The organism is Photobacterium kishitanii (genome assembly GCF_000613045.3).
Lineage (GTDB): Bacteria > Pseudomonadota > Gammaproteobacteria > Enterobacterales > Vibrionaceae > Photobacterium > Photobacterium kishitanii.
Genome location: NZ_LN794353.1, coordinates 724664 through 737573, shown reverse-complemented (window position 1 = coordinate 737573; position 12910 = coordinate 724664). Strand labels below are relative to the sequence as shown.

13 protein-coding genes are annotated in these 12910 nt (G+C 33.8%); 5 read left to right on the top strand and 8 right to left on the bottom strand.

Going from position 1 to position 12910, the window contains the following annotated elements:
- Window positions 1–54 precede the first annotated feature (54 nt).
- The gene (locus tag PPBDW_RS18605; protein WP_036791372.1) at window positions 55–1167 is read left to right on the top strand and encodes a glycosyltransferase family 4 protein; all 1113 of its coding nucleotides are present in this window, start codon (window positions 55–57) and stop codon (window positions 1165–1167) included.
- Window positions 1168–1172: 5 nt separating this feature from the next.
- Window positions 1173–1592 carry a hypothetical protein gene (locus tag PPBDW_RS18600; RefSeq protein ID WP_036791370.1) on the top strand — a complete coding sequence of 140 codons (420 nt, stop codon included), beginning with the start codon at window positions 1173–1175 and terminating at the stop codon, window positions 1590–1592.
- Between the two features lie 271 nt (window positions 1593–1863).
- Here PPBDW_RS18600 and PPBDW_RS18595 read toward each other — a convergent pair whose 3' ends face one another.
- The gene (locus PPBDW_RS18595) at window positions 1864–3390 is read right to left on the bottom strand and encodes a DUF4832 domain-containing protein (protein ID WP_036791368.1); all 1527 of its coding nucleotides are present in this window, start codon (window positions 3388–3390) and stop codon (window positions 1864–1866) included.
- Window positions 3391–3673: 283 nt separating this feature from the next.
- Between PPBDW_RS18595 and PPBDW_RS18590 the strand changes: the two genes are divergently transcribed.
- Window positions 3674–4573, top strand: a complete 900-nt coding sequence (locus tag PPBDW_RS18590; protein WP_054262182.1) for a glucosamine inositolphosphorylceramide transferase family protein — start codon at window positions 3674–3676, stop codon at window positions 4571–4573.
- Window positions 4574–4629: 56 nt separating this feature from the next.
- Here PPBDW_RS18590 and PPBDW_RS18585 read toward each other — a convergent pair whose 3' ends face one another.
- Window positions 4630–6198 (bottom strand): DUF4832 domain-containing protein, encoded by a 1569-nt coding sequence (locus PPBDW_RS18585; protein WP_036791365.1) that lies wholly within the window; start codon window positions 6196–6198, stop codon window positions 4630–4632.
- A gap of 493 nt (window positions 6199–6691) precedes the next feature.
- Entirely contained in the window at window positions 6692–7177 is a 486-nt protein-coding gene (locus tag PPBDW_RS18580; protein WP_036791363.1) for a CreA family protein, read from the bottom strand.
- Window positions 7178–7563: 386 nt separating this feature from the next.
- On the opposite strand from PPBDW_RS18580, the gene PPBDW_RS18575 reads away from it, so the two are divergent.
- Window positions 7564–7899, top strand: a complete 336-nt coding sequence (locus PPBDW_RS18575; RefSeq protein ID WP_036791360.1) for a hypothetical protein — start codon at window positions 7564–7566, stop codon at window positions 7897–7899.
- Window positions 7900–7987: 88 nt separating this feature from the next.
- Here the strand turns inward: PPBDW_RS18575 and PPBDW_RS18570 are convergent, their stop codons facing one another.
- The 5 genes from PPBDW_RS18570 to PPBDW_RS18550 form a co-directional block, all read right to left on the bottom strand.
- On the bottom strand, window positions 7988–9028 hold the full coding sequence (locus PPBDW_RS18570; RefSeq protein WP_036791358.1) for a hypothetical protein: 1041 nt from the start codon (window positions 9026–9028) through the stop codon (window positions 7988–7990).
- Between the two features lie 142 nt (window positions 9029–9170).
- Complete coding sequence (locus PPBDW_RS18565) at window positions 9171–9476, bottom strand: DUF1289 domain-containing protein (protein WP_045043003.1); 306 nt, start codon at window positions 9474–9476, stop codon at window positions 9171–9173.
- Window positions 9477–9600: 124 nt separating this feature from the next.
- A complete protein-coding gene (locus tag PPBDW_RS18560) occupies window positions 9601–10140 on the bottom strand; it encodes a GNAT family N-acetyltransferase (RefSeq protein WP_036791352.1) in 540 nt (179 codons plus the stop codon).
- A 157-nt stretch (window positions 10141–10297) separates the two neighbouring features.
- The gene (locus PPBDW_RS18555; protein WP_045042962.1) at window positions 10298–10768 is read right to left on the bottom strand and encodes an SRPBCC family protein; all 471 of its coding nucleotides are present in this window, start codon (window positions 10766–10768) and stop codon (window positions 10298–10300) included.
- A gap of 950 nt (window positions 10769–11718) precedes the next feature.
- A complete protein-coding gene (locus tag PPBDW_RS18550; RefSeq protein WP_107186953.1) occupies window positions 11719–12216 on the bottom strand; it encodes a hypothetical protein in 498 nt (165 codons plus the stop codon).
- Window positions 12217–12424: 208 nt separating this feature from the next.
- Between PPBDW_RS18550 and PPBDW_RS18545 the strand changes: the two genes are divergently transcribed.
- On the top strand, window positions 12425–12907 hold the full coding sequence (locus PPBDW_RS18545; protein WP_036791346.1) for a GreA/GreB family elongation factor: 483 nt from the start codon (window positions 12425–12427) through the stop codon (window positions 12905–12907).
- The last annotated feature ends 3 nt before the right edge of the window (window positions 12908–12910 follow it).

Here is a 12910-nt window from a genome sequence, read left to right as displayed (position 1 = left end):
TAAAAATAAAATGTCAGTTAGCAGCTGGCATTTTACATTTGAAGAGACGGTATTGTGAATAAATCTATTTTAGTTTTGGGTACGCGTGGCATTCCTAATGTTGCTGGCGGTGTTGAATCACATTGCCAAGCTTTATATCCATTGTTAGTTGAAAAATATAACTTGGATATTACTGTCACAGCCCGTAAACCTTATGTTCCTTATACAAAGAGTGTATATGAAGGGGTTAAGCTGGTTGCCTTACCCGCGGTGAAAAATAAAGCGTTAGAGGCGCCATTACACTCATTGCTTGCTGCTTTTTATGCGATAAAAACTGGAGCAGATATTGTCCATATCCATGCGATAGGACCTGGGTTAGTTACGCCACTATTACGCTTATTTGGTAAGAAAGTGGTTTTTACTCATCACAGCCAAAATTATGATCATCAAAAGTGGGGTAAATTAGCTAAGTTTATTCTGCGCTTGGGTGAGAAATGTGCGATGAAATATGCCTCTGAGGTCATTGTTATTTCAGACTTTATGCAAAAGTTGATGAGTGAGAAGTATGGGCGCGATGATACTCATCTTATTTTTAATGGTGTCAATAAGCCACAATTGCCTGATCAACAAATTATTAAACAATACTTGGATCGCTATGATTTAGCCCCTCGCGATTATGTCGTCGCTGTTGGTCGCTTTTCACAAGAGAAAGGCTTAGATGTATTATTAGAAGCCTATAAGCGTAGTGGTATTAAGAAGAAATTAGTCCTTGTTGGCGATAGTGATCAGCCAACAGCCTATAGCGATAAGTTAAAGGCAACTGCACTTGCTACATCAGGTGTTGTATTAACGGGTTTCTTATCTGGCGAAGCACTTAATAGTATTTTTTCACAGGCAGATACTTTTGTTTTACCATCATTTAGTGAAGGTTTACCAATCGCTTTATTAGAGGCAATGTCGTTTTCTTTGCCTGTTGTTGTGAGTGATATTCCAGCGAATAAAGCTGTCCATTTAGCGGATAAATGTTATTTTGCATGCGGAGATAGTCAAGCATTGGCCACATTATTAACAACAGCTGTGAATCAACCGTTAGTTTGTTATGCTGAATATTTGAAAAAATATGATTGGAATTTAATTGCTCAGCAAACTTATGATGTGTTCTTAGCTGCTGAAAATAATAATGGGTGAGTTGCGTGTCTTCAAATAGTAAATATACTCAAGCTCAACAAGTCGTGATTGAGCGAGTTATAAATTCGATACCAGCCGAGATAGTTGATTCATTTAATAGTGAGCAGCGTATAGCGATAGAAGAATCGATTGTTATTAATAGTTATAATAATAATCATTGTGTTGATTTTAGACCAACTATTGGCATTGGGCGTTGGCGTTATTATGTTGTTTTTTTGCTAGGTAAAGATCGCCGGAAAGCTTCACGTCACCAATCAAGTATTACCACAATTATTAAAGTGTTATTAGTCACATTTGGTTTATGTTTTATGTTTATATCAGCAGTCTTGACTTTATATCTGATAAAGTCAGCATTGGGTATTGATATTTTTAAACACTTTTCATTTGGTATTTGGGACTATTTTAAAGCGCATTTTCTAAATTAGTCGAAAACGAGGCATATTGTTAATATGCCTCGTTGCTAATTATTGCTTTTTTAGAATGGTAATCCCAGCAATACCGTACCCGTTATCTTTGAGTTTGCCTTCAATCCCTAACTTTACGACAGCATTGTTGGTATTTGTGTATATAAATTATGTTTCTGATGCATAGCCATTGATAATAAAAATGTGCTTAGTGACATGGTTTTCCTCACAAATAAAATGTTTTAAGAGGAATAGTATTAATTCTTATTATGGTTAATATTTTTCGGGTTTATTATTTTATAGTGAAGCGTATTAACGAGTACCATTTGTTATAATTTTTATTGTTGATAGCAATAGAAATTACAGCATTATGTGTGTGAGGTGTTACTAATCCAACTTCAAGATTATATTCTCCAGGTTCTATTTCTTTTGGTAATATAAAACTATTCTTTTGAGTGTAAATAGGTGCTTTGTCATTTGAGTTTTGTGCGGGTAGCCAATGAGTAATATTATTTTTCGTATTAAAGTATGCAACGACGTTATTTTTATTATTCACAATCCGCCATACAATTGGATAGTTGTTATAACTTGGCGCTACTCCATTATTTATCCAGGTTGATGTTATCGTAATTAAACTATTTTGACGAAATTTACTATTAAGTTTCACTTTATTCAGAATAAAACGGTAACCAATTTTTTTTAAAAAATTATTTAATAATGGTTGGTATTTTTCTGGAATAGGGCTTGATTTTAAATTTAATAATGAAGCATGCAACTTAAGTGCTGTAGCGAAGGTTTGTTCAACTTTTTGTTGCGTATAAATAGTAGGCTGCTGAGCCCACTGATCCATTGTATTGCAAATTTCAAAATCAACTGGAGCCTTTTCCCAACGAGATAAGAATAATGGATCTGTAAATTTATCTGCGATGTTATTCTTGGCACCAGTCACTTTTTTTCCTTCGATATGACGTAGTGTTTGAGGGTATCCTTGTTGCATATGATTCCAACCTTTGGCCCAGTCGCCAAGGCAATCTGCTCGCCAACCTAATCCATGTTTGGTAGCATAGCTGGCAAAATTATCATCGGGTGAACCAAGATCTATAGAAAGCATTTTATTAGAAAAAGCTTTACGCATCATATTGATATACGGTATTAGTTCGGCTGTTGTATAACCAATATGACCTAATGTAGGTCTAGTGCCATTATAATGGGTTGCTAAATGCCATTCTCCCCATGTACCGACAAGGCCAACATCAAGCCGTAAGATGTCAGGGTTATGATTATAGCGTTTACCCATGGCAGCAATAAATTGCTGTAAATTTTCCTTAAATTTTGGATTGTTATAATTAACGACAAAACTGTTATCATTCGTGCATATGTCGTGTGTATGAGGGTCTAATTGTTTTTTTAACCAGCAAGGAATGCCAAGTATTTTTTTGGCTTTTTGCGGGTTAGGTGAGTAGTAAGTCTCATTTAAGCCAGCTAATGTCATAAACCTAATTACGATTTTTTTGTTGGCTCTTTTAGCTGCTAAAATTGTATCATCGATGAGTTTATAGTTATAAACACCTTTTTTAGGTTCTAATTGTTCCCAATACCAACGGAAGTAAACCACCGACGTTTTTGGGTAGCTTGGTATATTCCAATTTGGATTATTATGAATATCAATAGTTTGGTGATCGGTAATACCAATATCAGGGTTAATTAATATTTTTTGACTCACTGTTGGCTGATATTCAATTGTCATTGCTTGTACTAATGTAGATAAAAATAAGCTGAAAAAGCACAAAATAGTACAAGTTTTATTTAAAATAACCATTGTGAGTAACCTTAGTTAAGTTGTTTTTGCGTTTTATAAATTAAACTTTATAAGTATTGTTTTTTTAGATGTTTAGTCAAATAAATAAATGTCGATTTTTATTTATTTGTGACATTTTTATGAGTATATATTTTATTTATCTTTATTGTGTTATATTTATTACAGGATTTATGCATAAATAATGTATATTGATAGATATTCATTAATATAAAAATAAACATTTCTCTATATTTATCACTATTATAATTCACATTGTGTGGAAGCATTGAAGGTATTAAATCGAATGAAGTTATTGAATAAATTTACTGATCAAGATTTTTGGCGTATTGGTCTAATCAGAGAGCATCCATTAGACGTGATTATTAATGGCTTAAATGCTTATGATATTCATTGGTTTAATTTTACGGATAAAGACTTTGAAGCGGATCCTTTTGTGTTTACATTAAACAATAAAGATTACATAGCTTACGAAATCTTTGACTACTCTCATGGTAATGGAAAAATTGAATGTGTTGATTTCGATGGTAAGCGTTATAGTTTCTTTGACGATGTAAATAAAATTGTAGGGCATAAATCATTTCCTTTTACGTTTGAAGAAGAAAATGAGTTATATTCTATTGTTGAAACCTCTGATTTGAATGAATTGGCGCTGTATAAGTTTACAGGTGTTAAATTTGAAAAGGTGAAGACACTACTTAGTGGCGAGAAATATATTGATACCTGTATTAAGAAGGTTGATGGAATATTTTACTTATTCACCTCCACATCTGATCAACCCTTTAAACAACAGCTATTTTTTGCCAATTCATTGCTAGGTGATTATCAAACTCATCCTTGTTCTCCTATTGCAAATGATAAGGCTTTTGGACGTAATGGTGGACCAATTGTTGATCGTGATAATAATTATTATCGTGTTTGTCAAAATTGTGCCATAACTTACGGTGGCAGCTTAAAAGTTATGCATATTACTGAGCTTTCTAAAACAGTTTATAAGGAAGTATTTTTCAAAGATGTAATGCCTATCGCTCCTTTTTCTGACGGTATTCATACGTTGTCATACTGGGACAATATGACTGTTATTGATTCAAAAAATATTTTATCTAAATATGGGAATATATACAGAAAAATTAATTACTTAGCAATGGTTAAGCTAGGTAAAGAAATTCCTTATTTTGATAAATAAATCGTATAAAGAGCTTAAAAAGCGCCATATTCGAGTGAATTGGCGCTTTGTTGTAGTTAGTGGTTTATATTTATAGTATCAATATAATGCCAATTATCATGAGTTATTCCATCTATACCCAGTTTGATTTTTGCGGTAGTTGTCGATGGTTCTACGAGAGCTACTTCAAGTTTATAATTACCCGGCTTAATATCGTATGGTAAATTAAAGGTGTTTATTTGCTTGTGTTTTGGCGCATTACTGTCACGATCATCTGCTGGTAACCATGTGCGAATATCATTATTGGTTTCGAAGTAGGTAACGATATGATTATCGTTATTACGTAAACGCCACATGACAGGATAGTTATTGTAACTAGGTGCAACACCTGTATTTTTCCATATTGAAGCGATTGTTATCGCTGATGCTGGTTGAAATCTACTACTGATTTCAACTGATGATATTTCAAAGCGGTAGCCCAGTTTCTTAATTAAATCATTTACAAGATCTTTGTAGATGAGAGGCACGTTTCCTGATTTCATATTAAATAAAGAAGCATGTGAATCTAATGCAAAATCAAAAGTTTGTTTAACTTTTTCAATGGTGTAAACATTGTCATTTTGAGACCAATAATCGAGATCTTGACACACTTCAAAATCAACAGGAGCTTGTTTCCAGCGATTAAGGAAGGAGGTGTCAGCATAGTTATTTTGATTATATCCATTACCTAATATATGGTTAATAGTATCAGGATAGCCATTTTCCATATGGTTCCAGCCCGCTTGCCAATCACCAATACAATCCGCACGCCAACCTAATCCACGAGCGATGGCATAACCTGTAATTTCATCATCAGGCGAAGTTAAATCAATCGACAGCTGCTTGTCAGGAAACGCATTACGCATTAACTGTATATAAGGAGCTAAGTCTTTTACGTTATAGCCATGGTGACCTAGTGATGGTTGTTGGTAACCCATTTGTGAAGCAAGATTCCATTCTCCCCAAGTACCAATTAAACCAACATCTAAGCGTAAGATATTAGCGTTGTTGTTATACCGTTTCCCCATGGCTTTGATAAAGCGACTCAGTTTCTTTTTTAAGATGGGATTTTTATAATCTACGACAAAGTGATTATCATCGGCACAGGTTTCACCGATAGTATTGTCATCAATTTGTTTTTTGATCCAACAAGGTACACCCAGTATTTTCTTGCCAGCATTTGGTGATGGATTGTAATAGACTTCATCTTTCCCGGCCATTGTCATAAATCGAATTACAGTTTTTTTACCTAATGCAGCAGCTTGATTGATGGTGTCGTCAATCAGTTGAAAATTGTAGTGCCCTGGTTGGGGTTCGAGTTCTTCCCAATACCATCGAAAATAAACAACGGATGTTTCAGGATGACTAGGCTTATTCCACCATGGATCACCATGAATATTGAATGATTGGTGATCAGTAATACCTATATCAGGGTTAATTAATACATCATCAATAATTGTGGGTGTTGTTATTTGAGTGATTGGTTGCGCAACAGCAATATTAGTCAGAGGTAAAGCAGTAAAACTAAATAGGCAAGTTTTTGCAAGCAATGTAATTAGGAAAGAGGGTATATGTGAGGTAATCGCTTTTTTAGTGCTTTTTAGCATAGCTATTCATCCGTGGAATATTAAAATCTTAACTATAATTAGTGTGTATTTATTGATGCACTATGACAAAAAAAAACTATAACGCCTATATGTATTTGTTGGATTAGGCTCACATAATAAGGTCGTATTTCTGTTATAAATTGAGTGGTGATGTTGTTTATGTTAATTGGGATTGTAAATAATAATTATTAGCTCTATTGATGTTGTTTATTTGCGCTTGTTTTATGAAATATGTTTATTTATATTTAAGCGAAAGGACATTTGTGATTTTTAGAAATTTAATTTTTATATAGGAATATATATTAATAAATTTATTTCTTCTACTAAAGCCTACGGTATTTCTTTCATGAATGCATTAGTTTTGGTGACGTTTTTAATCGGTTAGTTATTATTGCTTATTAGTATTTAAAATAAATCGAGTAGAAAATTGCTGCATTTAGTAGGTTTAAGCCTCTTTGCTTTAATGACAGTAAAGAGGCTTTTTTATTATTGATTATTGAGTTTCAATATGTGTAGCAGGTGCGACGTATGCTTTCGTTCCCCATAACGGAACGGTCGATAGACTGTGTTTATAACTGCCAGTTGTTGTTTTCGTTGAATATGAGAGGTACATTAATGTTTCTGATTTTGGGTCATAAATTCGGCGTATTTTCATTGTCTTAAAGAATATACTTTTAGATTTCTTAAATACCACTTCGCCTGATTTTGATTTATCAATTTGAGCAATCATTTCTGGAGTTATTTCACCAGTTTGACGACATGATATTGAGGAGTCAGAAGGATCCGCCAGACTTAAGTCAGCTTCAATGCTTGCTATATGACAAGTAACGCCAGGTACTAAAGGATCGACTAATGTATTTAGTTTAATATCTTTAGTTGTAAACATACCTAAAGAAACATCTCCAACTTCATTATCTGAACAGCCACTCAGTGTTAATGCAATAGCGATGGAACTGGCAATTAATAAATTTTTCTTCATACAAACTCCCTGTTAAATGACAATATCACTTAAAATTAAAAATTATTGTTTGTTATTATTACGCTAAGTTATACGCGAAACTGGGATATTTTTCATCATACTCTTTCAAGTATGATGTTTATCAGTAAAGATTGATGGACAAGAACCGTTTTTTTTAAATAAATATCGAATAATTTTAAAAGAATAAATTTAATTGTAAGTTATTGAAAATAAATGGTTTATATGTTTTCGATCTCATTTTTTTAGACGTCAAACATCTATGTAATAATAATTTTTATTAAAAATGTGCTTTTCAAGAGCCAGAATAACGCATAGGATAAATGTAACAGCAATGTTATTATAATAATTATCAACGGATGATTATTACTGATTATGAGGAGGATATGATGTCAAATATTCTTGCGTTTCCAGTAAAAGAACAGCTTCGAGAGCGTACGCCGTTAGAATTAATTGTTGAACAAGAATTGTTGGATTTAGGTGCTGATAGCTACATGATTGATGTTGTTATTGAACGAATGGAAAAGTTTTTAGCGTTGGCTTCGTTTGAGTTTGATTTGAAAATGAAAGTGTCTAAAAACTGTTTAGATGAAATGAATCAAAGTGTATTTCCTGTTATTTCTGATATGCAAGCGTCAATGCGCGAGACAATGAATGAAATGCTAACTGAGCGTGTGTTGCATGAAATTCGATTATATAATTTAGAAAGGCATGCAGTTAAATAATATATGTTTTTATTTTATGGTCTTATAGTAACCTGTGTAAGTTATGAAAATGCCGCTGTTTAATGTTTATCATTACAGCGGCTTTTTATTAGTTCTTATTTCCTAATTGCCAAATTTTTTCTGCGCGACTGCCTATTCCCCAAAAGCTTAAGGCCAATATTGCGAAAAAGAGTGCTTTATGGAGTGTTCCCCAAAAAAATTCAAAATAACGGCTATATAAACATAATAATAAAAAGATGATTCCAAACGCTCTTATTAGAGGATTATTATTTTTAATACCATAGAAAATAGCGCTTAAAGTGACTAACATCATTGCAACACTCCAGCCCCATAACTCAATTTGTTTGATGTGTGACCATGCACTTAAACTGTCATAATTACCAAAAATAGTCAGCATCCATAATGCGTTAAAGAAATACATTAATCCGATAAAGAGCGTTGCTTCGTGAAGAAATAATAGCCGTGAATTGTATTTTAAGCTGGCACTGAGGCCAATAATAAGGGCGCCAACAATTGCAAATCGTAATGGAATATTCATACCCCAGAAAAGATAGTGATCCTGAGCAAGGTAAGAAGTTTCAGTTAACACCCACAAGCCCACACCGAGCAAAGCAAATAGCCACACTAAGACAGAACGTAATTGAATACCTATAACGAGATAAATAGCGGTAGGAATAAGTATAAAAACGCTTTCACGCCAATGAAGTGCTAGTGTGGTATGGCTTAAAAAACCACTAGCAACTGCCGTTATCAGTACCCCGAAAAAGAACATTGCCTCATTACTAACCGTTTTTTCTGGGTAATGTTGTCGACGTTTGACGCCTAAGACAAATAATAGTCCGGCAATTATTGTGCTAGTGATTGTTAGCACACTCGCTGGCGTATTAATAAGGCGTGAGATCAGTGCGATTAAATAATCATCAGCGACTAATAAGATCACCGACAGAATAAAACAAGCAATGGCGATCCAGAATGAATAGACTGCGAGTAGTTTCCAGTCAAAACTGATGATCTGGTAGCTTTGACGTAATTGCTGTGCTTGTTGATTATCAATTAGCTGCTGTTGTTGCCATTGAGCAATAGTATCGTTAAGAAGCTGCCCCTGACGTTTATTAACTTTTATATCCATGTGTGTTCCAGATAACATCGAGCGCATACGTGCTTTGTATTATCTTATTGTAGGGTCAAATAGTCGAAGTGGTAATTGTAACTGATTGGTATGATATTGGTAGCGTAAAAGTTATTTGTGGAATAATGCTAAAGATAAAACATTATATTGTCGGCATTGATGATAAACATTGTCGACACAGACAGGCACTCGATGATCCTGCTAATGTTTGGCGTGGCTCAATATCAAAACACCAGCATGTAGATTTTCCCTCGCTAATATCACATTGTGCAGGCTGCTGGCATTGCGGACATTGGTGGGTTGCATTAATCGCTTTAATGTCAGCCATTATCGCCAGTTGTTGTTGTTCTGGATAGGCTATCCAGTGGCTGATTTCTGTCATTGTACGCCAGCAGCCACTGCAAATTCCTGCGTTATTTTTACATTTAGCGACACACGGTGATTTCACATTAATACCTATTAGCAAGTTTAGTAAAGTAGCAAACATGCTAACGATTAATAGTGATAAATGCTACTTTTGCTATTGCTGTTATGCATAAGATTACGCTTGATTATTATACCGCAGCTAAAGCTTATGAAGCTGCTTTGTTGAGTAATTCATAAATCACAATATTGTCTTGTGATAAGTAATGGCTTGGAACTGCTAAAGTCGTGACATTCTTCATGCCAATTTTAAGCATGACATTTTCAGGGCCGGATACTGTTTTTAAATGTCGACCGTAAAGATGCTGTAAATGGAGCTTATTAAAGCCGAATTCTTTAATGCGTTCGACTGCTTCAGTACAATAACCGTTACCCCAAAATGGTACGCCAATCCAGTATCCCAGTTGAGCACTATTTTGATTAATATTTTCTAATCCAGCACAACCGACAAGTTGATGGTTACTTTTTAGAGTAATTGCGAAGATAGCAGATTGATGGCTGTACCAACCAGCTAAGTGCTTACCTATCCATTTCCCAGCCATCCCATCAGAATATGGATGTGGAACACTTATAGTGCCGTTCGCAATATCAGCATTACCTGCCAATTGTTGTATTTTAGTCGCATCAGATAATTCTAAAGGACGGAGAATTAAGCGCTCTGTTGTTAACAGAGGTTGAATTGTATTCATTTAATGTACTCACAACATAGCTAGATGTGACTATTAATCAATAAATTCGTGTTAATTTATAGTGCTACGATCAATTATTGGATAAGTAATACTATTAAATAGTGAAATTTGTGGAGTAGCGCTTAATTATCAGTACTGTATGGATCATTGTCTTAACCTAAGGATCTTGAGGCGCTACTTGATTGAGGTAGTGGGGATTTGTCTCGCTAAAATGAATTAATTTAATCAATGCAAGCTTAATAAAGCGATAGATATGTTGTTTGATCAACCACCCTGTACCAATAAATTTGGGCGAGAAGGTCATGTGGTAGAGGATCTTCGTTTGATCAGCATTAATGCTAATAAATTTTATCCAACTACCGTGTTCTTCTACTGGAGCACCCGTAATTATTTTATAATGAAGATGTTCATTTTCCTTGAAATCAATAATTTGCTCCTGATAAACAAAAAAACCATTATTTACTTCACGTATCGCGCCTATACCATTGCTATGTGGTTTACCTGTACGTAACAAGATATAGCGAGCATTAAAGAATCGATGTAGTTGTTCATGATCTGAAAGTAATGCAAACAATACCTTTTTGGGTGCATTAGCTGTAAGTTCGATGGTGATACTGTGTATCGTCATAGTTTTGTCCTAAATCTAAAACTTTTCGCACTGTTAAGCATAGATGCTAAAGAGATATTTGCATGATTATAATGACTATAAAACAATACTAAAAAAGGTGTAGTAGGGTTATTTTTAGTAAAGACGTTAAAATTAGCTGTATTTTAGAAAGAAAAATCAGAGAATAATAAAATAAAAACAAATCCTTTTTTTCTTATTTAGCAATGCGTTAGCTATTGTATTGCTAAATAATTACTAAAATAAAGATATATTTCACAAAAAAAACACTAAGAGTAGTTGTCAAAAAGCAAAAACATATTTATATTGATTGCGTTGATATAGATCGTTAGGTGAAAAGTATTAAAAAAATTAGAAAGTATTAGCTTATATTCTTTCCTAAATTACCCCGCCACGAAACCTTATCAAAGTTATATTTATCTACAACGGAACTAGTTTACAGAAGCCGTTGTCTTAAATAGATATATAAAAAGATGTTGTTCATAATAATTCAATTAAGATGTCATCTTAATGTCATATATTATTGGTTAAGTAGAACACGAATAGTCGAGTAAGAACGGTATTAATATATAGTGATATCAACCTTGCTCATTGGGAAATAAATGAGAGGTTTATAATGAAAACACGTAGTCGCAGACAGTGGTTTTACCATAAAAATCAAACAACTAAAGTAGTTAAAGCTTAAGTTGTTTTAGAAAAACATTTCTTTGTAGGTGATAAAGAAATGAATACACTTAATTATCCTCTAATTAGGTGTTTGTTGAAGATTGTTTTATAGCAAAAATCAACCGCCAAAGTGGCCAGAAATATATTCCTATTATTGTAAAATTTCTGGCTAACTTATAACTCCTTTTCGCTTTATTTCTTATTTTTAATTCTCTTGGTTAAAAAAGCAATCGTTTACCTTAGTGTTGAGTTTCTTGTTATTAATAATGATTATTCACTATTTTTCATTATCTATATAAAGATCCACCAATAGTAATGTCGTTAGGAATTGTAGTAAGAGCCATATTGCCAATATAAATATTCCCATCAACAACAAGTTTATTGGGTAGGGTACGAATCTGACTATTTTGGAGTAATAAATCTCCTTTTACATATAAGTTATCGGGTAGTTTTTTGAGTTTAGTATGAGCAACACTGAGATCGCCATGTACTTGTAAACCAAAATTAAGTTGTTTGATTTTAGAGTAAGCCAGATTGATATAACCATCAACCTTTAGCGCTAATGGTAAATATTCAATGTCACTATAGGCTAAATTAAGATTGCCTTTAACCGTTAGACTTAGCGGCAACATATTGATACGGCTATTTTCAAGATTAAGATTGCCATCAACCACAAGGGGATCGGGTAAGCGAATATTGCCACTATATTTCAATGAAATGTTGCCATAACTATCTTGATAATTAAGTAAATGGGTAGGAGTCAACGCTAAAGCGGGTCGGGTCATAATTAATAAGCAGATTAAACATAATCTTTGTTTAAGAATGTTCATATTGATAGATATAGCCACTTTAATAATGAATTAAGCTCTATATCGGATGATATGGAAATTCCTTTAGTTTTCGATTGACGGTTGTTGCGTAATTGTTTGTTGTTTTTTTTATGTTTCTATTCAATGTATAATCAGCGCCCATTTGGCTATAGGTTGATCGTTAATGAACAAACAAGTATTACTTGAGCGTATTCAGGCACAGTTAGAGCAGACATTACAAATAGCAACTGAAGCTGCAATGCGAGCTTATAATACCGCTACTGATGATGAGAACGTAGCTGAAAATAAGTATGATACCTTTGCTTTAGAAGCGTCTTATCTTGCCCATGGTCAAGCTCAGCGAGTTGCAGAATGTAAAGCTGATATTAGTGCTTATCAACATTTATTAGCAGCCATGCCCATTCAGCAAGATACTGTTGTTGTTGGTCATTTAGTGTCTTTAGAAGATCATAATGGCAACTTGAAGCTGGTCTTTTTAGGTCCGGCTGCTGGCGGATTAAAGTTTACTGTTGATGGACTCGATGTCATTATTGTTACGCCGACCTCGCCATTTGGTGAAGCATTGCTAGGGCGTGAAATTGATGAAGAAGTCGATGTTCATATTGGTGATAATGTCGTATGGTTTGATGTGGTCAGTATTGAATAGTGA